The sequence below is a fragment of the Vibrio sp. Isolate30 genome (assembly GCF_022397975.1).
Taxonomy (GTDB): Bacteria; Pseudomonadota; Gammaproteobacteria; order Enterobacterales; family Vibrionaceae; genus Vibrio; species Vibrio fortis.
In genome coordinates, this window is sequence record NZ_JAKEUS010000009.1 from 183221 (window position 1) to 208528 (window position 25308).

Sequence of the window (25308 nt, forward strand, 5' to 3'; positions counted from 1 at the left end):
AGAGATTGTTAATGTGTTGTTGATATTATTTGGTGAGTAATTCTATGTATATTTAAATTTACAGCTTGACTGTTTGTCTTTTTCTTATAAAAAAGCATTTTAGTCATTTATAGATTGCATGAATCAGAGGTTTTGATTATTGTACTAGCAAACTAGTTCATTGGTATTTTTAGGCAGTATGAACCAACAATCTTCTTCATCAAGAGAGCTGTTTAGCTCCCGTTTAGGTTTTATTTTGGCAGCAGCGGGCGCTGCAGTTGGCCTTGGAAACATTTGGGGTTTCCCGACACAAGTCGCGAGTAATGGTGGCGGCGCATTCCTTTTAGTGTATTTAGTGCTGATCTTTGTCGTTGCATTCCCAATGCTGGTGGTTGAGATGGCGATTGGTCGTCATGGTCAAGCTAACCCAGTAGATAGTATGCGTTCACTTACACCGAATCTAATGGCGAAAAAAGTCGGTGCGCTGACAGGTTGGATTGGTTTAAGTGTACCAAGCGCGGTTTTAGGCTTTTACAGCATTGTAGGTGGCTGGTTGATCTGCTTTTTGTTTGGCGCTATTGCTGAGCTGTTTGGCTTGGTTGAGGTTGCTGCATGGTTTAAAGGTTTCAGTGTAGAACGTAATGTCTTGGGTACGATGTTGTTCTACGTGCTGACAATTTTGATTGTGCAAGGCGGCATCAAGCAAGGTATTGAAAAGTGGTCGACCCGCTTAATGCCTGCGCTGTTTGTACTGTTCGCATTGCTGTTTGTCTACATCATGACTCAACAAGGCGCAGTTGAAGGGCTTAAGCATTACCTTGTCCCTGATTTTGAGAAGGTATGGGACAGAAAGCTGATCTTGGCCGCGATGGGGCAAGGATTCTTTTCCTTGACCATTGGTGGATGCTCAATGCTGATCTACGGCTCTTACTTGAGTAAGAAAGAGAATCTGCCGAAGATGGCGATGAATGTAACTCTAGTGGATACGGCCGTTGCTTTTATTGCCGGTCTTGTTGTGATGCCAGCAATGTTTGTTGCGATGCAAAAGGGCGTACAAATCTACGCTGAAGATGGTTCGCTACTGAGCTCTGACACACTGGTGTTTACAGTATTGCCACTGATGTTTGATAGCTTAGGTTTCTTAGGTCAGATCTTTGCCATAGTCTTCTTCTTGCTCCTGACGATTGCTGCGCTTACTTCTTCTATCTCTATGCTAGAAGCCCCTGTCTCCCTAGTGAGTGAGCGCTTTAACACTGCACGTACACCAACAAGCTGGGTTATTGGTGGTTTAATTGCGCTGTTTAGTGTGGTTATTGTTTACAACTTTGGCGCTTTATTTGGCCTAGTCGCCATGATTGCCACTCAATACTTGCAACCTATCGCAGCACTGATGTTCTGCTTATTTGGTGGTTGGGTATGGAGCCGAGCTTCGAAGGTAAAAGAACTAGAGCAGGGCTGTCCTGACTTCCAACTAGGCTGGTTTGGTAAAGTATGGCCGGCATACGTCAAGTTTGTATGCCCTGTACTGGTGGTAACGGTTATCTGGGCATCTTTCGGTTGATGCTAAAGCGATAATACGAACTTCTAAAACGGTACTTGAAATATCACAGAGCCGCTCTCAGTTGAGAGCGGCTTTTTAGTATCGACATGCCTGTATCTCTTATGTCGATTGTTGGATGAAACTTACGGCTTTAAATTGCAGGTATAAAAAAGGCGCATCACCCTAGGGTATGCGCCTTTCAAAAATAGAGTCGTTAAGTTACGAGTTACTTAATTTCCATACCTTGTGCTTGTAGATCCGCGTGGTAAGAAGAGCGAACAAACGGGCCACATGCAGCGTGTGTAAAGCCAAGCTCTAGAGCGATCTCTTTTAGTTCATCAAACTCTGATGGTGGCACGTAACGTTCAACTGGTAAGTGGTGACGACTAGGCGCTAAGTATTGGCCTAGAGTCAGCATTGTTACGCCATGCTCACGCAGATCTTTCAGTACTTGAATGATCTCTTCTTTCGTTTCACCAAGGCCCATCATTACGCCCGATTTTGTTGGGACGTCTGGATGTTGCTCTTTAAACTTCTTCAGTAGGTTCAATGACCATTTGTAGTTCGCACCTGGACGCGCCTTACGGTATAGGCGAGGTGCAGTCTCTAGGTTGTGGTTGAATACATCTGGCGGATTGTCTTTCATTAGATCAAGTGCCACGTCCATACGACCGCGGAAGTCAGGAACCAGAGTTTCAATGCGAATATTTGGGTTTAGTGCGCGGATCTCGCGGTTACAGTCAGCAAAGTGTTTTGCACCACCGTCACGTAGATCATCACGGTCAACAGAAGTAATTACAACGTACTTCAGTTTCATATCTTGGATTGTTTTTGCTAGCTTTTGAGGCTCTTCCGCTTCAGGAGCAACTGGACGGCCATGGGCAACGTCACAGAAAGGACAACGACGTGTACAGATAGCACCTAGGATCATGAAGGTCGCTGTACCGTGGTTGAAACACTCTGCCAGGTTAGGGCAAGACGCTTCTTCACATACCGAGTGAAGGTTGTTCTTACGCATTGCAGATTTGATGTCTTGGATGCGCTGGCTATCAGCAGGCAACTTGATCTTCATCCAGTCCGGCTTGCGCAGGATCTCTTTCTGCTCGGTAGGCATGTTCTTTACTGGAATCAATGCCATTTTATCGGCGTCGCGGTATTTAACGCCTTTTTCCATTTGGATTGGTTTGCTCATGATTTTATGCTTCTGCTGTAGTGTTACTGTTGGCTTGAATGTCTACTTGGTCATAGCCGAGTAGTTCGACAAGCTCTTGTATTAGCTGTTGCTCAACGGTCTCTAGATCTGATGGGCCGCCCAGTTGGCTGACTTGCGCCATTTCCATTCCTTGGTAGCCACAAGGGTTAATGCGCAGGAATGGTGACAGGTCCATATCGACATTAAGTGCCAGTCCGTGGAACGAACAACCACGTCGAATACGTAGGCCTAGAGAACATATTTTTTTGCCATCGACATAAACACCCGGAGCGTCAGGTCGAGCAGCTGATTCGATATTGTATGCTTTCAGAGTGTTGATTACGAGGTTCTCTATATGAGTAACTAGATCTCGCACTCCAAATTTCTTACGACGAATATTGATCAAGAAGTAAGCAACCAACTGGCCTGGGCCGTGATAGGTAACTTGTCCGCCGCGATCGCTTTGAATAACAGGGATATCGCCAGCATTGAGTACATGCTCAGCTTTACCTGCTTGTCCTTGAGTGAAGACCGGATTGTGCTCGACTAGCCAAATTTGGTCTACGTCTTCTTCTGTGCGCGTATCGGTGAACTCATGCATGGCTTTCCATACGGGTTCATAATCCTGACGGCCTAATTTTTTTACGATTAGCTTATTTTGCAAAGCAGGACTCCCTCAAGGATTAATAAAGTGAACGCATTATAAACGTGAAATTTGATTCTAACTACAGACGGACTGCAAGGTTTTTCAACTTTCTTTGTATTTCTTGAAAATTAAGTTGAATAAAAGAAGCAAAAATGGGGAGCCTAAAATGAAAACAGCGGCTCTAAGCCGCTGTGATCACTGTGTAATCGAGGATTACAGAACCATACGTACGATGTCGATCTCGCCAAGTTCTTTGTAAAGTGTTTCTACCTGCTCAATCGACGTTGCTGTGATGTTGATCGAAACAGAGTGGTAGTTACCCTTTGCACTTGGTTTCACTGTTGGGCTGTAGTCACCAGGAGCGTGGCGCTGGATCACTTCCAGTACAAGTTCAGGCAGTTCTGGTTTCGCGTAACCCATAACCTTGTAAGTAAAAGAACAAGGGAACTCTAAAAGGTCTTTAAGTTTTGCATCAGAATTGATGTTCATGATTAGCTCCAAAATGGTAGGTACTTCGCTGCTGGGCAAAATACCGAGAAAAGCGTATTCGGTCAATTGACTCGATTAATAAGAGCGGAATATTACTGGTAAATATCGCTGAACTCAAGATCAACAAAAGCCGCGCAGTGCGGCCTTTGTTGGCTTGTTAGGCAAACCCTAAAAGGGTTATGAGTAAATAGCTAACAGGATCATGAGATTACTGTTATTGACTCTTACTCTCTGGTCTTAGAATAAACCTTTGAACAGAAGAACTAGGTAATCCCATAGACGGCTAAATAGGCTGCCTTGCTCAACATCTTCGAGTGCCAGCAGTGGGTACTCAGCAACGTCTTGACCATCGATTTGGTAGAACAGCTTACCAACGACATCGCCCTTGCTAATAGGTGCTTCAAGTTCTTTCTCTAGAACAAAGCTAGCCTTTAGATTCTTAGCTTGGCCACGAGGCAGTGTTACGAATGTGTCTTCATCCACACCTAGAGCAACCGTGTCTTTGCTGCCCATCCAGATTTTCTCTTCAACGAACGTTTCACCAGCTGTGTGCGGTGCAACTGTTTCAAAGAAACGGAAACCGTAGCTCAGTAGCTTTTTGCTTTCGGTCTTACGAGCGTTAGCATTCTTGGTGCCCATTACAACAGCAACAAGGCGCATTTTGCCTTCAGTTGCTGAGCTTACTAGGCTGTAACCCGCATTGCTTGTGTGGCCAGTTTTGATGCCGTCCACATTCATGCTCTTGTCCCACAACAGGCCGTTACGGTTGTACTGAGTAATGCCGTTGTAAGTGAATTTTTTCTCAGAGTAGATGCGGTACTCTTCAGGTACGTCGCGGATAAGTGCTTGACCTAGTAGCGCCATATCGTAAGGCGTTGAGTACAGGTTCGGGTTATCTAGACCGTGCACGTTCGCAAAGTGCGTGTCTTTCATGCCGATAGAGCTCGCCCACGCGTTCATTAGGTCAACGAATGCATCCTCAGAGCCAGCGATGTGCTCTGCCATAGCCACACATGCATCGTTACCCGATTGGATGATGATACCGCGGTTAAGCTCTTCCACTTTTACCGTTGTACCGACTTCAATAAACATCTTTGAAGAGTCTGGGAAGTTCTTCGCCCAAGCGTTTTCACTAATAACAACGTCGTCATTTAGGTTAATGTTGCCGCGCTCAAGCTCTTGACCGATAACATAGCTGGTCATCATTTTGGTCAAGCTTGCTGGAGAAAGTTGAGTGTTCATCTCTTTTTCTGCCAATACTTTGCCTGAATGGTAATCCATTAGGACGAAGCCTTTAGCAGCAATTTGTGGAGCGTCTGGAACAACGATAGGCGCGGCGAATGACGAAGAAGCTAGCGTTGCAGAAAGCGCAACAGAAGTAGCAAAAATCGATTTGATAAGTTTATTAGATTTATTCATTTTGAATGCAATTATTTGGTTAACTATCCATATCTTAACAGAATCACTGTTTCAAACCAGTGCAGTGATTGTCAGAAATTTCTGTAAGAATCTAGCGAGTTAAGGTGTGCTTCTTTATATAAGCTGACGGGTAACCCATAAGCTTAACCTGTTCTAATTTCTCTTGAGTCAGAGCATAGTCATGAAATGGCCCAAGCATCAGTCGGTATTTGTCATCTACTGGCTGAAGAAAAGTTTTGACCGACAGTTCTTTACTCAGTTCACTCGCAAGTTTTTCACTGCGATCTTGATGCTGAGAGGTCGCAACTTGAATTATGTATTGAGGGAGTGCTGCCTTCTTGTTTTCATCGGTTGGGATGTCGACGGTGATCACTTCAATCTCAACGTTGGCCGTTCCCGTACGAATGACATCAAGCTTGTACGCAGCTGCGTAGCTTAAATCGATGATACGACCTTCATGAAAAGGACCACGGTCATTCACACGAACAATGGTGCTCTCGTTGTTGTCAGTATTGGTCACTTTCACATAGCTTGGAATTGGCAACGTCTTATGAGCGGCAGACATTGAGTACATGTCATACACCTCACCATTTGAGGTAAGGTGACCGTGAAACTTTTTGCCATACCAAGATGCTTTACCTTTTTCAGTGAAGCCTTTGCTGTCGCGAATGATTTTGTAATCTTCACCACGTAAGGTGTAATCGCTATTACCGCCTAAGCTATAAGGCTCATACTTTGGGTGCGCGTCTTCTAGATGTTCAACTGAGATTGGTACATCTGGGGCGATATCGTCGTTGATATCGTAGCGACCCGATTGGGAATCTGGTTGTGACGAACAGCCATTCATCAACACAACTAAGCCACCGACAAGTGCTAATTGCTTAAGCGTTGATGACTTGGTGTGTTGCGCGTTATTGTTTATCGCGTAACTGCTCTTTGCGTATTTGCTCTTTGCGAAATCGCGCTTTGCACTAAATATCACTTAAGTCGCCTTTGAGAATGCTTTACGGTGAGTGTGGATAGACATCAAAATACCAAAACCTGCCATCAATGTAACCATTGAAGTACCGCCATAACTCACGAGTGGCAGAGGTACACCTACCACCGGAAGAATGCCACTTACCATGCCGATGTTTACGAAAATATAAACGAAGAAGCTTAAAACAATACTGCCGCCCATCATTCGACCAAACGCCGTCTGCGCTTGGCTAGCGAGAATGAGCCCACGGCCAATAATGAATAGGTAGATAGCGAGCAGGAATAGGATACCTATCATGCCCCATTCTTCGGCAATGACCGCAAAAATGAAGTCGGTATGACGCTCAGGGATAAACTCCAGTTGAGATTGTGTCCCTTGCAGCCAACCTTTACCTGAGATACCACCAGAACCAATCGCAATCTTACTTTGAATAATGTGGTAACCCGCGCCTAATGGATCGGATTCCGGATCAAACAGCGTGCGAACACGAACCTTTTGGTATTCGCGCATTAAGAAGAACCATAGAATTGGGATAAATGCGCCCAAGGCTACAGCCGCGCTCGCAATGATCTTCCAACTGATACCTGCTAAGAAAATAACAAAAATGCCGGATGCAGCAATCAAGATTGATGTACCTAAATCGGGCTGCTTAGCGATAAGAATGGTTGGAACAAACACCATCACCAGTGAGATCACTAGTGTCTGAAATGTGGGTGGTAGTGAACGTTTACCAATGTAACGCGCCAGCATCAGAGGTACTGCAAGTTTGAGTAGTTCTGACGGTTGAAAACGGACAAAACCGAAATTCAGCCAGCGTTGTGCACCTTTAGAGGCCTCACCAAAGAACAGTACCCCGAGTAGCAATATTACACCGCCAGCAAACAGTACTGGAGCCAGTGTTTCATAGGTTCGCGGCGAAATCTGCGCGAGGAAGATCATCACACCTAGTGACAATGCCATACGCATCGCTTGGCGGTCCATCATCGCCAAGCTTTGGCCACTTGCGCTATACATAATAAGTAGCGCAAACCCCATGAGTACCAAAATGCCCAGTAGCAGTGGCAAATCAATATGGAATCGCTCAAATAGGGCGCGATTTTGACCAGTAGAGAGATCGAGTTTCATTATTGTGTCGCCTTACTCTTATATTCATCGCCCAAAACAATATGGTCGAAGATACGTCTCACAACAGGACCACCATTCGATGAACCACCACCGGCGTTCTCGAGTACGATAGTCACGATCGCTTTTGGATCATCCAACGGAGCAAAGCCGGTAAAGAGTGCGTGGTCACGCAGGTGTTCTGCGATTTCATCTGCGTTGTACTCTTCGTCTTCTTTCAAACCAAACACTTGCGCGGTACCAGATTTACCCGCAGTCAGATAAGACATACCTTGGAAAGAGCGGCGAGCGGTACCTTTACGACCGTGGTTTACCAACTTCATACCTTCTTTACCAATGTCCCAGAATCGTTGCTTCACACCTGTAATTGGTGGATAGGTCTCGATGTCAGACAGTGATTGCGTCTCAAGTGGTTGACCGTTTTCAATCGTTGCACGTAGCAGGTGCGGTGCGATGACTTCACCTTCATGTACCAACACCGATGTTGCCTTAGCAATCTGCATTGGTGTTGCTGTCCAGTAGCCTTGTCCAATACCAACTGGAATGGTGTCCCCTTGATACCATGGCACACGGTGACGAGCCATTTTCCAATCACGTGTAGGCATGTTGGCTTTACTCTCTTCGTGTATATCTATACCCGTATAGTCACCAAAACCAAACATCATCATCCAGCTTGATAGACGATCAATGCCCATATCAAAGGCGATTTGGTAGAAGAAGGTATCCACAGACTCTTCAATCGCTTTAACGATATCAACGGTGCCGTGTCCCCAGCGTAACCAGTCGCGGAATGGCTTGGTCTTTGAGTTCGGGATCTTCCAGTACCCCGGGTCATTACGGGTGGTATTCGGCGTGATGACACCTTCTTGCAGTGCTGCCACGGCAATAAATGGTTTAATGGTCGATGCTGGTGGGTAGATACCCAGAGTCGCACGGTTTACCAGTGGACGGTTTTTGTCGTTTAGAAGGGCATTGTATCCCTTAGAGGAGATACCGTGCACGAACGCATTCGGGTCATAGCTTGGGCTTGATACCATAGCAAGTACACCGTTGTCTTCCGGATCCAGCACCACGGCGGAACCACGACGCCCGTCGAGCAGTTTGTGGACGTAAAGTTGCAGGTCGATATCGAGGTTCAGCACAATATCTTTGCCCGGAATCGCAGGGACAAACTTCAATGTACGAATGACTCGGCCACGGCTGTTTACTTCCACTTCTTGGTAGCCAGCCGTGCCGTGCAGTATATCTTCGTAATAGCGTTCAATACCTAACTTACCGATGTCACGTGTCGCTTGGTAGTTAGCGTCTTTTTCTTCACGAACTAGACGTCGCATATCGCGGTCATTAATACGTGATACATAGCCAATTACGTGTGTAAGTACATCACCATATGGATAAAAGCGTTTGAGTGTGCCTGTTACCTCGACACCTGGGAACTTATGCTGGTTTACTGAAAAAACAGCCACTTGTTCTTCGGTCAGTTGGTTGAGAATCGGCACAGATTTGAAACGGCGCGTATTGCGACGTTCGCGGTTAAATCTTTCAACTCGTTCAGGGCTGATTTCTATAAGTTCTTGGAGACGCGCAATGGTGTCATCCATGTTCTTTATTTTTTCAGGAGTGATCTCGAGGTTGAATACTGGACGGTTTTCCGCCAGTAATACACCGTTTCGGTCATAAATTAGACCGCGAGTCGGTGCGATAGGGACAACCTTGATGCGGTTGTCGTTCGAGCGAGTTTTATAGTCTTGGTATTGGTTGACCTGAATGTTGTACAGGTTGGCAACCAAAATGCCCATCATGATTACAATGCCTATAAACGCAATAAAAGCACGACTAGCAAATAGTCGTGCTTCTTCTTTGTAATCACGGATCTGGCTACGTTTACGTAACATTAACGCTTATTCTCGGTGATACGGGTGATTAGCTGTGATGCTCCAAGCTCGGTACAGGCTTTCTGCCATGATAACGCGCACAAGAGGGTGCGGTAGAGTCAGAGCTGACAGAGACCAACTTTGATCAGCGGCTGCTTTACATGCTGGAGCTAGACCTTCTGGGCCACCAATTAGGATAGAAACGTCACGTCCATCCAGCTTCCAGCTCTCTAGCTGTTCAGCAAGCTGTGGTGTATCCCATTTTCTGCCTGGGATATCGAGCGTCACAATACGGCTACCTTTTGGCACCGCTGCTAGCATGGCTTCGCCTTCTTTTTGCAGAATACGTGCGATGTCAGCGTTCTTGCCGCGCTTGCCCGCTGGGATCTCGACCAATTCCAGTGGCATATCGTGTGGGAAGCGACGCTTATACTCTTGAAAGCCTTCTTCAACCCATTTTGGCATTTTGGTGCCAACGGCAATTAATTGGATCTTCACAGATTAGCCCCACAGCTTTTCTAGTTGGTACAGCTCGCGTTGCTCAGCTTGCATCACGTGAAGCATGCTGGTGCCCATATCTAGGACAACCCATTCACCTTCTTGTTCCCCGTCCATACCTAGAGGCTCTAGTCCGACTTTTTTCACTTCACTCGCGACATGTTCTGCGATAGAAGCGACGTGGCGCTTTGAAGTACCAGTACAAACGATCATGTAGTCTGTCACACTGGATTTACCTTCAACGTCGATTGTGATGATCGACTCTGCTTTCATGTCGTCGGCTTTATCTGCAAGAAAATCTCTTAGTTCTTCACGTAACACAGGGTGTTCCTTAAATCTTAATTTTGCGACTCAAAATCATATCACGCTTTTATGCGGGAAAGGGGATTGAAGCCGAAGGGATACAAAACTCAACACTCAATTGGTGAATGAGTGGCCAAGGTGATTGCTCATATTGGGTTTTAGAGAGCAATTCAGCTTGAGTAAGCAGTGCAAACAGAGAGTGTAACTGAGTCACTGAAACTCGTGTTAGCGCTGCGTTATAAAGGGGTTTCTTTGATTGCCAGATACGGTGTTTCTCAAACACTTGCCCGATAGGCATCTGCTGCATTTGTTGTTGCATTTGAAGCAGCAGCGCTAGTTCTCTCTGAATACTGCGCAAAAGGATCACCGCTTCCACACCTTCCGCCTCTAATTGGCGCAAAATGCGTTGTGCTCGATTACCTTTGCCGGCTAGCAAGGCATCTACCCAATGGAAAGGGGTAAAGTGATTGTGACGACTTAACGACTCTTCAAGTCGAACTAAGGTCAACTTGCCATCAGGGTATTGCAGTGCCAGTTTCTCTAGGCTTTGGGTCAATGCAAACAGGTTGCCTTCGTGCCATTGAGCCAGCATTTGTGTGGCCTCGGCGTCGGGCTGTAAACCGATTTGGCGACAACGAGCTTGAACAAACTGAGGCAAACGGCCAACGTCAGGCGTAAGACAACTTACCCAGTGACCTTGGCTCGAAAGTGCCTTAAACCATTTAGCATTTTCTTGTGCTTTGGTGAGCTTAGTGCCGATTAATACCAGCATGATATCTTCGTGCAGTTGCTCTGAAAGCGCTAATAGCTCTTTTGCGATAGCGGCGTTGACACCAGACTCAGGCAATTCCAGCTCGATGAGTTGACGGCTAGAAAACAGGCTTAGTGCTTGGGTACAGTCGTAAACATCGTTCCAATCTAGGCTGCTGTCGATAGCAAAACGGTGACGTTCTTCGAAGCCTTGCTCTTTGGCGGCTTTCTGAATCGATTCGCGGCTTTCTTGAAGCAATAGCGGTTCGTTACCAAAGATCAAATAAACGCGACTTAGCTGCTTACTTAATTGCTCTGACAAGCGGTCTGCAAAAATACGCATCAGTTAACCTTATTGAGCAGACTCAGCTGAATCTGGGGTTACCTCAACATTTTTGATGTTGTACTGCTTCTCTAGCTCTTTCACTTGAACCTCTTCTAGGTCTTCAAGGTTCATGCTGTTCGCTGCAATGTTGGCTTTAAGACGCGCCATTTGACGTAGGATTTGACTTGCTGCTAGCTTGCGCATCTCATCTTCAATCATGTCTCTTTCAACAGATTTTGCCAGTGCAGTTAGAGGGTTATCTAGGTAGCTGCGGGTAACGCTGGTGGTAAAGGTTTTGTCGCCTAGTTCCGGAATCGTCACGCGGTAAGATGCGTTAAAAGTCAGCTCTTTCTCCGCAGCACGTGTATTTTGGTATAGCGAGAGCGTACGCTCATTAACGCTTTCGCTCAGCAGGTGCAGGTTCGGCGTTTTGCTAGTTGGCGCGACAATGTCTACGTTGCTCATACGCAATTGGCTTTTCACCATGCGCGTAAACGTGCTGTACTGATCGTAACTTGATACAGAGATCTTGTTGAGTTCTTCTGGTACAGAATAATCACCACGTAGGTGAAAACCACAGGCTGAGAGTAGGCTAACAGATAGAACAACGAACGTAGCTTTTAACGAAGACAGTGAAATCAGGCGCATTATTTGATGGCTCTCATAAAATGGATTACTTATTTAAAGGCTTTATGTTTAGGGTGTAACTGTATTTGGAATCACTAATACAAAAGCGCTTAAATAAGTAGACAGGGTGGGGTGCACCCTGTCTATTGACTGCGAATTGGTAATTAAGTTCTTTAATTCCTATCGCATTGCGAGTGTTAACTCAACGAATCAGCCACGATGTGACGAACGCTTAGTTAGCAACGATGTTCAGTAGCTTACCTGGAACGTAGATAACTTTACGTACCGTTTTGCCGTCTGTGAACTTAGTAACGTTCTCATCGTTTAGACCTAGAGCTTCAATATCTTCTTTAGAGATATCCGCTGGTACAGTCAGTTTCGCACGTAGCTTGCCGTTTACTTGAACGATGATTAGCTTCTCGTCTTCTACAAGTGCTTTTTCATCGTGAGTTGGCCATGTCGCATTGTCGATGTCTTCTTGACCCAGAGCTGCCCACATTTCGTAAGAGATGTGTGGGGTGATTGGGTAAAGCATTGCAACAACAGCTTTTAGCGCTTCATCAAGGATTGCACGATCTTGCGCAGATTCTTGAGGTGCTTTCGCTAGCTTGTTCATCAGTTCCATGATTGCTGCGATTGCTGTGTTGAATGTTTGACGACGAGCGATATCGTCAGTCACTTTCGCGATAGTCTTGTGAACATCACGACGTAGTGCTTTTTGGTCACCAGAAAGTGCAGATGTGTCTACTGCTTCTGCCGCGCCTTTCGATGCGTGCTCGTTTACTAGCTTCCAAACACGTTTCAGGAAGCGGTTAGCTCCTTCTACGCCAGACTCTTGCCACTCAAGTGTCATATCTGCAGGTGATGCAAACATCATGAACAGACGTACTGTATCAGCACCGTACTTGTCTACCATCTCTTGTGGGTCGATACCGTTGTTCTTCGACTTAGACATTTTGATCATGCCTGAGTGTGTTACGTCACGGCCTTCGTTATCTTTAGCAGAAGTGATGCGACCTTTGCCGTCACGCTCTACAGCAACGTCAGTTGGTGCAACCCACTCTTTACCGCCTTTGTCGTTCTCGAAGTAGAACGCATCCGCTAGTACCATGCCTTGACACAGTAGTTGCTTGAACGGTTCGTCAGACGTTACGTAACCTGCGTCACGTAGCAGTTTGTGGAAGAAGCGTGAGTACAATAGGTGCATACAAGCGTGCTCGATACCACCGATGTACTGGTCTACTGGTAGCCAGTAGTTTGCTTTTTCTGGATCTAGGATGTCATCTGCTTGTGGTGAACAGTAACGTGCGTAGTACCAAGAAGATTCCATGAACGTATCGAACGTATCTGTCTCACGTAGAGCAGGTTCGCCGTTAAATGTTGTCTTCGCCCACTCTTTGTCTGCTTTGATTGGGCTTGTTACGCCGTCCATTACCACGTCTTCAGGAAGAATCACTGGTAGTTGGTCAGCAGGTACTGGGTGAACTTCACCATCTTCAGTCGTTACCATTGGGATTGGTGCGCCCCAGTAACGCTGACGAGATACACCCCAGTCACGTAGACGGAAGTTTACTGTCTTAGTACCTTTGCCTTCAGCTTCTAGCTTCGCTGCAATTGCATCGAATGCCGCTTGGAATTCAAGACCGTCGAACTCACCTGAATCAAATAGAACGCCTTTCTCTGTGTACGCTTCTTCAGAGATGTTTAATTCGCTCTCGTCAGCAGGCTTAATCACAGGAATAATGTCTAGGCCATATTTAGTTGCGAACTCGTAGTCACGTTGGTCGTGTGCAGGTACTGCCATTACAGCGCCTGTACCGTAGTCCATCAGTACGAAGTTAGCTACGTAAACTGGTACTTCACGACCGTTCAATGGGTGAATAGCAGTAAGGCCAGTCGCCATACCTTTCTTCTCCATTGTCGCAAGCTCAGCTTCCGCTACTTTGTTGTTCTTACACTCGTCGATGAATGCCGCAAGCTCAGGGTTGTTCTCTGCCGCTACCGCTGCAAGAGGGTGACCCGCTGCGATACCTACGTAAGTCACACCCATTAGTGTGTCAGGACGTGTTGTGTAAACTTCTAGGTCTTGTTGACCTTTCACTTCAAACTTCAGCTCAACGCCTTCAGAGCGACCGATCCAGTTGCGCTGCATGGTCTTAACCATCTCAGGCCAACCGTCTAGGTTATCTAGGTCGTCTAGTAGTTCTTGAGCGTATTCAGTGATCTTAATGAACCACTGTGGAATCTCTTTTTGTTCTACTGGAGTGTCACAACGCCAGCAGCAACCATCTTCAACCTGCTCGTTTGCAAGTACAGTTTGGTCGTTTGGACACCAGTTAACTGAAGAAGTCTTCTTGTAAACCAAACCTTTTTCGTAAAGCTTAGTGAAGAACTCTTGTTCCCAGCGGTAGTACTCTGGCGTACACGTTGCGAACTCACGGTTCCAGTCGTAACCAAAGCCAAGAAGCTTAAGTTGGTTCTTCATGTACTCGATGTTTTCGTATGTCCATGGCGCAGGCGCTGTGTTGTTCTTAACCGCTGCGTTTTCTGCAGGTAGGCCGAATGCATCCCAACCGATTGGTTGCATTACGTTTTTGCCTTGCAGACGTTGGAAACGAGATACCACATCACCGATTGTATAGTTACGCACGTGACCCATGTGCAGTCGACCACTTGGGTATGGGAACATGGATAGACAGTAGAATTTTTCTTTGTTTGGGTCTTCACTTACAACAAAGGTCTTGTTGTTATCCCAGTGCTGTTGAACTTTCTGTTCAATTTCTTGCGGATTGTATTGTTCTTGCATCGATGATGTCCGGTTATCTTGGAATTTGTGAGTCTGGTTTGATCAGACTTCAATAGATCGTCATAGAATACCTAAAGGAACGAACTACAACAATAGCTATACCTGTCATACTCTCATTATCTCGGGTATTGATTTAGGTCTGCAATCTTGAGGAGGACTTATGCCAAAGAAAAAAGCACTCTATGAAGAGTTAGTGGAAGACGTTATTGAAACACTCAAGCATAGCCCTGAAGAGCTCAACAATAAGATTGAAACGTCAGGCAAGCTTGCAAAAGCCGCGAATGATATGACGAAAGACGAGCTATCGCTGATCTCGGCTTATGTTAAATCGGATCTGAAAGAGTTCTCTGAAAACTATGAAGAGAGCAAAAGCGGCCCGTTTTATTTGATGATTGCAGATTCTATCTGGCATGGCTTGTTGGAAATCACCGACCGTACCAAGGTGGAGTGGGTGGAGCTATTTCAAGATTTGGAACACCAAGGGCTCTATCAAGCCGGGGAAGTGATCGGTTTAGGGCGTTTGATCTGTGACGATTGTGGCCATCAAACGGAGTACAACCATCCAACAACCATCATTCCATGCATCAAATGCGGCGGTAAAGGTTTCAGCCGCAAAGCGCTCAAGCCATAGTGCTCCCTCCGACATAAACAAAAAGGGTTGACCCAGTAGGCCAACCCTTTAAGGTTTTATCTCGAATCTAGCTTTTCTCTCTCAAACGCCAGCCGACAATTAAGCTCACAAGCACCCAAATGTAGAGTGGCCATGTTCCGACAACACGATAAGGTGTTTGACCATCAGTAGAGATAAGTTCAGCTTTTAGTACTGCGGTCTCGAACTGTGGTACTTGCTCAACGATGTTACCTTTGTGGTCAGTTACCGCTGTCACACCATTATTGGTAGAGCGAATCACGGGTTTACCGAGCTCTAGAGCACGCATTTGTGCGATCTCCATGTGTTGCAATGGGCCAATAGAGCGACCAAACCAAGCATCATTAGAGAGCGTTAGAATGAAGTCAGTATCTTCGGTCACATTCTGGCGAACCTGATCATTGAAGATGATTTCATAACACAGTGCAGGTGCTAGGTGACGACCATTAGCCACAATGTTTGGCTGAATAAAATCACCGCGACTGAATGACGACATTGGCAAATTGAAGAATGGAGCCAATGGGCGCAAGATGTCTTCAAATGGCACAAACTCACCAAACGGCAATAGGTGGTGTTTGTGGTAGCGCTCGCTTGGGTTGTAACTGTACTCTCCATATGGGTTTACCCCAAGAGAGAGAATGCTGTTGTAGTACTTCTTGTCTTCAGACTGGTTGAGTACACCCGTGATAATCGAGCTGTTGTTCATCTTCGCTGCGCTATCAAGGTTGCGCAGAAATGAAGGGATCTCGACTTCAAAAGCTGGAATTGCTGCTTCTGGCCAGATGATGATGTCTGCACCCCAGTTATCGCGGCTCATATCGGTGTACTTCATCATGGTCGGCCAGCGTTGACTTGGTAGCCATTTTAAGTCTTGGTCGACATTGCCTTGAATAAGTACTAGTGATGTCGTTTTGTCGGGATTCGGTGTCACCCAGTCGATGTTACGAATACCAAAACCTGCACTCAATAAAACCACAGGAATCAACCCCACACTCCAGGCTCTATTAATCGCAGTGTAAGCCAATGCACTTGCCGAAACGATAACCGCTAGAGTAATCAGTTCCACACCACCAATCGGCGCAAATGAGCCAAGAGGAGACTCTATTTGGCTGTAGCCAAGCCACAACCACGGGAAGCCAGTCATAACCCAGCCGCGTAGCCAATCTGTCACTAACCATAAGGCAGGTGCAGCAAGGAAAAAACGAGTGAGGTTATTGTTAGGGAAGAAGCGGTTGAGTGCCCATCCGAATAGACCGGTATAAATGGCTAGGTAACCGATAAGCAGACCCATTAGGAATAGGTTTGCGGCGAGTGGCATACCGCCGAAGCCGTCAATACTGACGTAGACCCAACTGATGCCAGTAGCAAATTGACCAAAACCCCATGCGTAACCTGTCCAAAGTGCACTCTTGCTACTTTGCTTGTGCAATAGGATTAACAAGATAGCTGGGCTGAGAATGGCGATAGGCCAGAAGGAGTAGGGAGCGAACGCAAGGGTGGTAATAGCGCCAACAAAAACGGCCGCAAGCGGCCGTAGTAGGCGATGAATAAATGGTTTAGTCATCTAAATTATGTCATCTCTTTAGAGAGAAGTTGTTATTCTTCGATAGTTGGAAGAGGTTGCTCGTCTGGGATAGTCACCTGTAATTGAATCACACGGCGGTTGTCTGCAGAGGTCACTTTGAAATGGTAGTTTTCAATTTCTACGATTTCGCCGCGGGTCGGCAGATGCCCAAAGGCTGTCATTACCATACCACCAACAGTATCCACTTCATCGTCACTAAAGCTGGTTCCAAATGTGTCATTGAACTCTTCAATAGTGGTTAAAGCTTTTACTGAGAAGGTATGCTTGCTCAGCTTACGAATGTCTAACTCTTCTTCATCGTCGAACTCGTCTTCAATTTCACCAACGATTTCTTCGAGGATATCTTCAATGGTTACAAGACCAGATACACCGCCAAACTCATCGACAACGATAGACATGTGGTAACGCTCTTCACGGAACTCCTTGAGTAGGCGGTCAACGCGCTTACTTTCAGGAACAACAACCGCAGGACGAATCACTTGCTCAATGTCGAATGGAGCGCTGTCTGAGCCCAAATACTTAAGTAGGTCCTTCGCTAAAAGAATGCCCTCTACATGGTCTTTATCTTCACTGATCACTGGGTAGCGAGAGTGTTGAGCATCAGTAATGAGCGCAATCAATGTATCTAAGTCATCGGTGCGTTCAACTGTGACCATTTGAGAACGCGGTAGCATGATGTCACGCACGCGCATCTCAGAGATTTCCATTACACCCTCAAGCATGTCGCGAGTGTCGTGGTCAATTAGGTCATTAATTTCAGAGTCGCGAATCACATCGACGAGCTCTTGGCGGTCTTTTACCTCGCCTTGAAATAGTTGGCCTAGGCGTTCAAAGAAGGACTTTCTACTCGGACCTTCAGATTTTTTACTTCCCTCAGAAGTGGGGGGGTTACCTTCGTTCATGATTTCTCAAAAAATAACGCTATCAGAAGTGTGATAGCACACATAACAACTCAGATACCTATTGTGTTTCCAGGTTCGTGGAGTTGTTGTTTCTCTGCAACCTATTTTCCTAGAAGCGGTTTACTTTTCTAGGATGTAAGGGTCTTCGTAACCCATAGCTTGCATGATTTCTGTCTCGAGTGACTCCATCTCTTCAGCTTCATCATCTTCGATATGATCATAACCTAGCAGATGCAGACTGCCATGTACAACCATATGAGCCCAGTGTGCTAACAGAGGCTTGTTTTGCTCTTCTGCTTCTTTTTCTACCACTTGGCGGCAAATGATGAGATCACCTAAAAGATCAAGCTCAATGCCCGGAGGCGCCTCGAACGGGAAAGACAACACATTAGTTGGCTTGTCTTTTCCGCGATACTCATGATTCAGTTGGTGGCTCTCTTCCGTATCAACGATACGAATAGTCAGCTCCGCATTCTCTTGGAATTGAGGAATGGTTTTGTCCAACCACTGCTGAATATCTTGCTCAGTCGGTAAGCCTTGTTCATCTTCGACTGCTAATTGCAGGTCTAGTTCAATAGACATCTATTTATCACCTTGTTCTGAAACGACAGAGCTATTTTGTGTTGCTAATTGTTTCTCAGCTGGCTGTTGAGCTTCGAGTAGTTTGGCCTCACGCTCTTCACGCTTACGACGTTCAAATTCTTTGCGCTCTTTTTGGTCTTTCGCTTCCCATTTCTCATACGCATTAACGATACGAGCAACAACTGGGTGACGAACCACGTCTTCAGACATGAAGAAGTTAAAGCTGATGTCATCGACTTCACTTAGTACTTCTGTTGCATGGCGTAGGCCAGATTTCGCGCCGCGAGGTAAATCGATTTGGGTGATATCACCGGTGATGACCGCGCGCGAGTTGAAGCCAATACGAGTTAGGAACATCTTCATCTGTTCAACAGTGGTGTTCTGGCTCTCATCAAGAATGATGAAGGCATCGTTTAGCGTACGGCCACGCATGTACGCAAGCGGTGCAACTTCAATCACGTTGCGTTCAATCAGCTTTTCAACACGCTCAAAGCCCAGCATCTCAAACAGGGCATCATAAAGAGGGCGCAAGTAAGGGTCGACTTTCTGACTTAAATCACCAGGAAGGAAACCAAGCTTTTCACCGGCTTCAACCGCTGGACGCGTTAGTAGAATACGACGAATTTCTTGACGCTCCAGTGCGTCTACTGCTGCTGCCACTGCTAGGTAAGTTTTACCAGTACCAGCAGGACCAATACCAAAGCTAATGTCATGAGTAACCATGTTCATTAGGTACTGTGCTTGGTTTGGTGTGCGCGGCTTTATTACGCCTTTCTTAGTCTTGATGAACACTTCTTTGCCGTGCTCAATGCTTGACTCAGTCGTTTGTTCTAGAACACCAGACTCTTTGATAGCTAAGTGGATTTGCTCAGGTTCGATGTCTGGGATATTACCTTTCACCGGAGCAGACTCTACATAAAGGCGCTTAACGATTTCAAGCGCTGCTGCAGCCGTGTGAGGCTTGCCGACGATAGTGAAAAAGTTGCTGCGGTAGTTGATCTCGACACCTAAACGGCGCTCAAGGTGTTTGATATTGTCATCGAATGGGCCACATAGGCTTGCAAGGCGACGGTTATCTGCAGGTTCTAGATTGATCTCTAGGGTAACGATTTTATTGCTCAAATTAGCCTCTCATTTTGTGCCACCACTCTTTTCAATAAAAAAAGAGCAAGAAGCCCGATTGAGACCGGGCTTCTAATGGCGATTTCCCTATTTCTAAGATGGTCACTTAGTTAGGTAATTTCAAGCTTTGCTGTTCAGCTTTGTGCTGAACTTAGATGTTTCGCTTATGGCGTAAATGTTGCTACACCTAGCTCATCTTCGTGTTTTGTTTTCGCCATCATCTGAGTTGGAGAGATGATAGTACGTAGGTCCATGTCTTTTTCTGTACGAACCAGTTCGCCACGTAGAGAGTTAGCAAATACGTCTGTGATCTTCACATCAACGAATTGACCGATAAGGTCTGCGCTGCCTTCGAAGTTAACAACACGGTTGTTCTCGGTACGTGCACGAAGCTCCATTAGGTTCTTCTTAGACGGACCTTCAACAAGAACGCGTTGCTCTGTATCAAGCATTAGGCGTGAGTAACGCATTGCTTGAGAATTCACAACTTGTTGCAGTTCGTATAGACGCTCTTTCTTCTCTTGTTCTGGCACATCACAAGGGTAATCGGCCGCTGGCGTACCAGGACGAGGAGAGAAGATGAAGCTGAAGCTCATATCGAAATCAACGTCTTTAATTAGCTTCATTGTCGCTTCATGATCCATTGCAGTTTCACCTGGGAAACCAACGATGAAGTCAGAACTGATTTGAATATCAGGACGTGCTTTACGTAGCTTACGAATGATCGACTTGTATTCAATCGCTGTGTGAGGACGCTTCATCATCGTTAAGATGCGGTCACTACCACTTTGTACTGGTAGATGCAGGAAGCTCACAAGCTCTGGTGTATCTTCGTATACAGCGATGATGTCGTCAGTAAACTCAAGTGGGTGGCTTGTTGTGAAACGAATACGGTCGATACCATCGATTGATGCAACAAGACGAAGCAGTTCAGCGAATGAACAGATGTCACCTTCGTGCGTTGGACCACGGTAAGCGTTAACGTTTTGGCCTAGTAGGTTTACTTCACGGACACCTTGCTCTGCAAGTTGTGCGATTTCGAATAGGACGTCATCCATTGGACGGCTTACTTCTTCACCACGAGTGTAAGGTACAACACAGTAAGTACAGTACTTAGAACAGCCTTCCATGATAGAAACGAATGCTGTTGCACCTTCAGCGCGAGGCTCAGGTAGACGGTCAAACTTCTCAATCTCAGGGAAAGAGATGTCCATTACTGGTGCTTCATCGCTTAGAGATTGTTTGATCATCTCTGGTAGACGGTGCAGTGTTTGTGGGCCAAAGATAACATCTACGTATGGTGCACGTTCACGGATGTGATCACCTTCTTGAGTCGCTACACAGCCACCCACACCGATCACAACACCGTCTTTTTTGTCTTTCAGTGTTTTCCAACGACCAAGCTGGTGGAATACTTTCTCTTGCGCTTTTTCGCGGATAGAACAGGTATTCAGTAGTAGTACATCTGCTTCCTCAGGTACTTCTGTTAGCTCATAGCCATTTGCGGCATTTAGCAGGTCAGCCATTTTTGATGAATCGTATTCATTCATCTGGCAGCCCCAAGTTTTAATTAGCAGTTTCTTACTCATGTTTTGTTCGCTCGATCGTTAGTTTAATTTAAGGGAGCAAATCGCCCAGTGTTAATCCGCGGTTACGGTCTCTATTATAGCTTCCAAATATGGCTAAAATAGCGCTACCCTAACAGCAAGCGGCGTATTGTACTGGTTTCAAAACCGACTGACTAGTGGTCTAGCAAAATCTCTTATGTAGTGGTTTTTATTCTCGTTAAGATTGTTGGTTATTTCTAGAAACACTATACGCAGCAAGGGATTGTCCATTTTGAGATTAAGGTTTTTGGTTACAATTAAGTTGTGAAAACGTACAATCAAAAACAGTCATTGAATCAAACTGATAAGTACAAAATATGAACAGTTACGATATTGTGGTAGTCGGCGGTGGTATGGTTGGTGCAGCAACCGCTATCGGATTTGCACAGCAAGGCATGCGCGTCGCAGTGATCGAGGGGTTTGCTCCGCAAGCTTTCGAAAAATCACAGCCTATGGATATTCGTGTCTCTGCGATCTCTCAAGCCTCTGTGGATCTGTTGGATTCGTTGGGTGCGTGGGATGCGATAGAGAACATGCGAGTTTGCACGTACAAGCGCTTGGAAACTTGGGAACACCCAGAGTGTCGCACGCGATTTGATGCTGCATCTTTAGAATTACCTCGACTAGGCTATATCGTAGAAAACCGCCTTATCCAACTTGGGTTATGGGCACAGTTTGAACGCTATGACAATCTTGAATTGCTTTGCCCTGAGAAGCTAGACACCATTGAGTTCGGTGAAACGAACACAGTTGTGTTGCAGTCTGGCTTGCGCTTATCAACTAAATGGGTGGTTGGTGCAGACGGTGCGAATTCGGCTGTTCGCCAGCAAGCTGGAATAGGTATCACGGCTTGGGATTATCGTCAGCACTGCATGCTGATCAATGTTGAGACAGAACTTCCTCAGCAAGACATTACTTGGCAACAGTTTCTACCAAGTGGTCCTCGTTCATTTTTACCTCTAGCGTCGCTTACAGAAGAGGGCAAGGAAGTGGGGCAAGGCTCTCTGGTATGGTACGACAAACCATCACGCATTAAGCAGTTGTCTGCTATGAGTCCTGAGAAACTGCGTGCTGAAGTGTTAAGCCATTTTCCTGCGGAGTTGGGGGATATTAAGGTGCTTCAATCGGGTTCTTTCCCACTGACTCGCCGACATGCACAAAGCTACGCTCAAAATAACTGTATCTTGGTCGGAGATTCAGCACACACCATCAACCCTCTGGCTGGGCAAGGTGTGAACCTCGGTTTTAAAGACGTGTCCGCTCTAATCAACCTGACCAAAGAGCAGGGTGAATTAACGGATGCTGTCGCAAGAAGCTACGAAGTAAAAAGAAGAGGGGATAACCTCATCATGCAGAGCGGCATGGACTTCTTCTACAAAACGTTCAGCAACGACCTTGGCCCACTTAAGTTTGTTCGTAATGCAGCATTAAAGCTAGCAGAGAACTCTGGACCAATTAAAAACCAAGTATTGAAGTATGCTTTGGGGCTGTAGTTTAAAGTCTCGTAGAGCTGAAAAGTAGAGGAGAGCCACAGTGCTCTCCTTTTTTATGCACGTAACTTTATAGTTGCTCCGTAATACAAACAGGCGAGCCTACTTCTAACGCGTGTCCACTGTAGGTTAAAGACCCATCTAGCGGGTTGCGCTTAAAAGAGGTGATATTATTGGAGTGCTGGTTTGCAGCGATTAGCCACTCTCCATCATTGGTGATATGAAAATCACGAGGGAAACTCCCTTGTGTCTCATAACTATCAATAAAAGCTGGCTTGTAAGTTATAGGATCGAGTTTGAAGTGACTGATCTTTGATTGATGTCGGCAAGAGACATAAAGATATTCCTCATCTGGCGATAGCTTGATCGCCGCTGCAGCTTCTCCTTTTTCTGCATTAGGAAGCGCATCGATCTCCTCAACAATATGCCAACGTCCAACTGTCTTCTCTAGCATTAGAATCGTTTCAGATAGCTCACAGACAACATAGGCTTTGTCTTCAGCCTTATTGAAAACCATATGACGAGGTCCATTGCCCGCAGGAACTTCAATAGACTGCATTGGTTCTTCTAGAAAGTCTTCTTGTTCTTCATCGAAGCAGTAGAAGTTAATGCGATCGGCGCCAAGATCAACGGTAACAAATTGTGGTGAGTGCGTTAAAAATAGGCACTGGTGAGCGTGTGGTCCAGTTTGTCTATCCTGATTAGGGCCTGAGCCTGACATTTTGAGCGTTTTGACTTTTCTATCGATATTGCCATTGATGTTCAAACTGAAGATATCGAATGTGCCTGAAGAGTACTGGGAGGTGATGGCAAACTTATGGCTAGGATCTATCGAAATGTGACAAGGGTGATCGCCAGAGATTGAGGTTGAATTAGATGGAACGTTTGAACCTGTCACTGAGATGTGAAACAGCTGGGGTTGTGACTGTTGATCGACTTCAGATGCGGTATAGATGCCCAGCTTTGTAGAGACAACAAAAGAGGGATTAGTGCATTTTTCAATGAGCTGTGGAGAGTGCAGCTTGCCTGTTTCCAGATCTAACTGAGTTTGATAAACACCTTGGCTTCCATTTGGATCTTCTGTGTAGCAACCGATGGTTAAAGGGAGAGTTCTCATAGCACTGTCATATCCGATGTAAAAGTGGAGCTGACATTGTCTTATAAAAAGATGACTAAGTGCTGAATCTGGGGTAAATACTTGGTGATGCGGTTAGCAGATTTGTACATTTTAGATAAAAGAAAACCCAGCTAAAAAGCTGGGTCTCTAATGATGGTGCGGAAGGAGAGACTTGAACTCTCACACCTTGCGGCGCCAGAACCTAAATCTGGTGCGTCTACCAATTCCGCCACTTCCGCATCGCTAGTTTATTTTCTAGCAAATAATGTAGTTAAGGAGATGATTGGTGAATCTCAATAACGNCGCTAGTTTATTTTCTAGCAAATAATGTAGTTAAGGAGATGATTGGTGAATCTCAATAACGTTGTATTAGTGGCTGGGCTACCTGGATTCGAACCAGGGAATGCCGGCATCAAAAGCCGGTGCCTTACCGCTTGGCGATAGCCCAACTGTGATATCAATTAAGACATCTGAATAATGGTGCGGAAGGAGAGACTTGAACTCTCACACCTTGCGGCGCCAGAACCTAAATCTGGTGCGTCTACCAATTCCGCCACTTCCGCATCGCTAGTTTATTCTCTAGCAAATAATGTAGTTAAGGAGATGATTGGTGAATCTCAATAACGTTGTCTTTGATCGTTTTATGTGTCAATCACACGCTCTTCGTTTCCGAAGAAGAATAATGGTGCGGAAGGAGAGACTTGAACTCTCACACCTTGCGGCGCCAGAACCTAAATCTGGTGCGTCTACCAATTCCGCCACTTCCGCATCAATTCTTTAGTTAGAGAGATGATTGGTGAATCTCAATAACGTTGTATTTTTCATTCTAATGAGAGAATGGTGGCTACTGCGGGATTTGAACCTGCGACCCCATCATTATGAGTGATGTGCTCTAACCAACTGAGCTAAGTAGCCAATCTTTCTCTTTCGAGATCTCTTTGTTTCCAAAGAAGAATAATGGTGCGGAAGGAGAGACTTGAACTTCGCTAGTTTATTTTCTAGCAAATAATGTAGTTAAGGAGATGATTGGTGAATCTCAATAACGTTGTATTAGTGGCTGGGCTACCTGGATTCGAACCAGGGAATGCCGGCATCAAAAGCCGGTGCCTTACCGCTTGGCGATAGCCCAACTGCGATATCAATTAAGACATCTAAATAATGGTGCGGTCGGAGAGACTTGAACTCTCACACCTCTCGGCGCCAGAACCTAAATCTGGTGCGTCTACCAATTCCGCCACGACCGCAGCAAATCTTTATAGTCAAACTGAATATTGGTGATTCAATGAGACGTTTTAAATAGTGGCTGGGCTACCTGGATTCGAACCAGGGAATGCCGGCATCAAAAGCCGGTGCCTTACCGCTTGGCGATAGCCCAACAATGATATCAATTAAGACATCTAAATAATGGTGCGGAAGGAGAGACTTGAACTCTCACACCTTGCGGCGCCAGAACCTAAATCTGGTGCGTCTACCAATTCCGCCACTTCCGCATCAATTCTTTGGTTAGAGAGATGATTGGTGAATCTCAATAACGTTGTACTTTTCATTCTAATGAAAGAATGGTGGCTACTGCGGGATTTGAACCTGCGACCCCATCATTATGAGTGATGTGCTCTAACCAACTGAGCTAAGTAGCCAATCTTTCTCTTTCGAGATCTCTTTGTTTCCAAAGAAGAATAATGGTGCGGAAGGAGAGACTTGAACT

General features: G+C 45.8%; 21 protein-coding genes and 10 tRNA genes. 3 read left to right on the forward strand and 28 right to left on the reverse strand.

Annotated elements, in window-relative coordinates:
• Positions 1-178 precede the first annotated feature (178 nt).
• Positions 179-1540, forward strand: coding sequence for a sodium-dependent transporter (locus L1D60_RS18785; RefSeq protein ID WP_239842436.1), 1362 nt, complete (start codon positions 179-181; stop codon positions 1538-1540).
• A 205-nt stretch (positions 1541-1745) separates the two neighbouring features.
• Here L1D60_RS18785 and lipA read toward each other — a convergent pair whose 3' ends face one another.
• The 12 genes from lipA to leuS all read right to left on the reverse strand — a co-directional run bounded on the left by lipA (position 1746) and on the right by leuS (position 14549).
• The gene (gene lipA / locus L1D60_RS18790; protein WP_239842437.1) at positions 1746-2711 is read right to left on the reverse strand and encodes a lipoyl synthase; all 966 of its coding nucleotides are present in this window, start codon (positions 2709-2711) and stop codon (positions 1746-1748) included.
• A gap of 4 nt (positions 2712-2715) precedes the next feature.
• Positions 2716-3375, reverse strand: coding sequence for a lipoyl(octanoyl) transferase LipB (gene lipB / locus L1D60_RS18795; protein ID WP_239842438.1), 660 nt, complete (start codon positions 3373-3375; stop codon positions 2716-2718).
• Between the two features lie 195 nt (positions 3376-3570).
• Entirely contained in the window at positions 3571-3849 is a 279-nt protein-coding gene (ybeD, locus tag L1D60_RS18800) for a DUF493 family protein YbeD (protein ID WP_032551473.1), read from the reverse strand.
• A 234-nt stretch (positions 3850-4083) separates the two neighbouring features.
• Complete coding sequence (locus L1D60_RS18805) at positions 4084-5265, reverse strand: serine hydrolase (RefSeq protein WP_239842439.1); 1182 nt, start codon at positions 5263-5265, stop codon at positions 4084-4086.
• 91 nt (positions 5266-5356) lie between these two features.
• Complete coding sequence (locus L1D60_RS18810; protein WP_239842456.1) at positions 5357-6112, reverse strand: septal ring lytic transglycosylase RlpA family protein; 756 nt, start codon at positions 6110-6112, stop codon at positions 5357-5359.
• Positions 6113-6247: 135 nt separating this feature from the next.
• A complete protein-coding gene (gene rodA, locus L1D60_RS18815; RefSeq protein ID WP_239842440.1) occupies positions 6248-7369 on the reverse strand; it encodes a rod shape-determining protein RodA in 1122 nt (373 codons plus the stop codon).
• Entirely contained in the window at positions 7369-9261 is a 1893-nt protein-coding gene (gene mrdA / locus L1D60_RS18820) for a penicillin-binding protein 2 (protein ID WP_239842441.1), read from the reverse strand. Before mrdA ends, rodA begins: the two co-directional genes overlap by 1 nt.
• A 6-nt stretch (positions 9262-9267) precedes the next feature.
• On the reverse strand, positions 9268-9738 hold the full coding sequence (gene rlmH, locus L1D60_RS18825) for a 23S rRNA (pseudouridine(1915)-N(3))-methyltransferase RlmH (protein WP_032551440.1): 471 nt from the start codon (positions 9736-9738) through the stop codon (positions 9268-9270).
• Positions 9739-9741: 3 nt separating this feature from the next.
• Positions 9742-10059: a ribosome silencing factor gene (rsfS, locus tag L1D60_RS18830; protein WP_032551441.1), complete on the reverse strand. Its 318-nt coding sequence runs from the start codon at positions 10057-10059 to the stop codon at positions 9742-9744.
• Positions 10060-10108: 49 nt separating this feature from the next.
• A complete protein-coding gene (gene holA / locus L1D60_RS18835) occupies positions 10109-11134 on the reverse strand; it encodes a DNA polymerase III subunit delta (protein WP_239842442.1) in 1026 nt (341 codons plus the stop codon).
• Positions 11135-11143: 9 nt separating this feature from the next.
• A complete protein-coding gene (lptE, locus tag L1D60_RS18840; protein WP_239842443.1) occupies positions 11144-11764 on the reverse strand; it encodes an LPS assembly lipoprotein LptE in 621 nt (206 codons plus the stop codon).
• 211 nt (positions 11765-11975) lie between these two features.
• Entirely contained in the window at positions 11976-14549 is a 2574-nt protein-coding gene (leuS, locus tag L1D60_RS18845; protein WP_239842444.1) for a leucine--tRNA ligase, read from the reverse strand.
• A gap of 160 nt (positions 14550-14709) precedes the next feature.
• Here leuS and L1D60_RS18850 point away from each other — a divergent pair, with 160 nt between their 5' ends.
• Complete coding sequence (locus L1D60_RS18850) at positions 14710-15180, forward strand: zinc ribbon-containing protein (protein ID WP_239842445.1); 471 nt, start codon at positions 14710-14712, stop codon at positions 15178-15180.
• 67 nt (positions 15181-15247) lie between these two features.
• On the opposite strand, the gene lnt is transcribed toward L1D60_RS18850, so the two are convergent.
• The 5 genes from lnt to miaB all read right to left on the reverse strand — a co-directional run bounded on the left by lnt (position 15248) and on the right by miaB (position 20978).
• Positions 15248-16762, reverse strand: a complete 1515-nt coding sequence (lnt, locus tag L1D60_RS18855) for an apolipoprotein N-acyltransferase (protein ID WP_239842446.1) — start codon at positions 16760-16762, stop codon at positions 15248-15250.
• Between the two features lie 32 nt (positions 16763-16794).
• Complete coding sequence (gene corC / locus L1D60_RS18860) at positions 16795-17685, reverse strand: CNNM family magnesium/cobalt transport protein CorC (protein ID WP_032551450.1); 891 nt, start codon at positions 17683-17685, stop codon at positions 16795-16797.
• A 120-nt stretch (positions 17686-17805) separates the two neighbouring features.
• Positions 17806-18267: an rRNA maturation RNase YbeY gene (gene ybeY / locus L1D60_RS18865; RefSeq protein ID WP_032551451.1), complete on the reverse strand. Its 462-nt coding sequence runs from the start codon at positions 18265-18267 to the stop codon at positions 17806-17808.
• Positions 18268-19389 (reverse strand): PhoH family protein, encoded by a 1122-nt coding sequence (locus L1D60_RS18870; protein WP_239842447.1) that lies wholly within the window; start codon positions 19387-19389, stop codon positions 18268-18270.
• 164 nt (positions 19390-19553) lie between these two features.
• The gene (miaB, locus tag L1D60_RS18875; protein ID WP_239842448.1) at positions 19554-20978 is read right to left on the reverse strand and encodes a tRNA (N6-isopentenyl adenosine(37)-C2)-methylthiotransferase MiaB; all 1425 of its coding nucleotides are present in this window, start codon (positions 20976-20978) and stop codon (positions 19554-19556) included.
• A 335-nt stretch (positions 20979-21313) separates the two neighbouring features.
• Here miaB and L1D60_RS18880 point away from each other — a divergent pair, with 335 nt between their 5' ends.
• Entirely contained in the window at positions 21314-22489 is a 1176-nt protein-coding gene (locus tag L1D60_RS18880) for a 2-octaprenyl-3-methyl-6-methoxy-1,4-benzoquinol hydroxylase (RefSeq protein ID WP_239842449.1), read from the forward strand.
• A gap of 67 nt (positions 22490-22556) precedes the next feature.
• Here the strand turns inward: L1D60_RS18880 and L1D60_RS18885 are convergent, their stop codons facing one another.
• From L1D60_RS18885 to L1D60_RS18935, 11 genes are all read right to left on the reverse strand, one after another.
• A complete protein-coding gene (locus L1D60_RS18885; RefSeq protein WP_239842450.1) occupies positions 22557-23603 on the reverse strand; it encodes a lactonase family protein in 1047 nt (348 codons plus the stop codon).
• Positions 23604-23757: 154 nt separating this feature from the next.
• Positions 23758-23842, reverse strand: a tRNA-Leu gene (locus L1D60_RS18890).
• A gap of 134 nt (positions 23843-23976) precedes the next feature.
• Positions 23977-24051: transfer RNA gene (locus L1D60_RS18895), tRNA-Gln, on the reverse strand.
• A gap of 30 nt (positions 24052-24081) precedes the next feature.
• Positions 24082-24166 (reverse strand) — tRNA-Leu (locus L1D60_RS18900).
• A gap of 120 nt (positions 24167-24286) precedes the next feature.
• Positions 24287-24371 (reverse strand) — tRNA-Leu (locus L1D60_RS18905).
• 70 nt (positions 24372-24441) lie between these two features.
• Positions 24442-24518, reverse strand: a tRNA-Met gene (locus tag L1D60_RS18910).
• A 139-nt stretch (positions 24519-24657) separates the two neighbouring features.
• Positions 24658-24732: transfer RNA gene (locus L1D60_RS18915), tRNA-Gln, on the reverse strand.
• 30 nt (positions 24733-24762) lie between these two features.
• Positions 24763-24847, reverse strand: a tRNA-Leu gene (locus L1D60_RS18920).
• Between the two features lie 56 nt (positions 24848-24903).
• A tRNA-Gln gene (locus L1D60_RS18925) sits at positions 24904-24978 on the reverse strand.
• A 30-nt stretch (positions 24979-25008) separates the two neighbouring features.
• Positions 25009-25093, reverse strand: a tRNA-Leu gene (locus L1D60_RS18930).
• A gap of 70 nt (positions 25094-25163) precedes the next feature.
• Positions 25164-25240 (reverse strand) — tRNA-Met (locus tag L1D60_RS18935).
• Between the last annotated feature and the right edge of the window lie 68 nt (positions 25241-25308).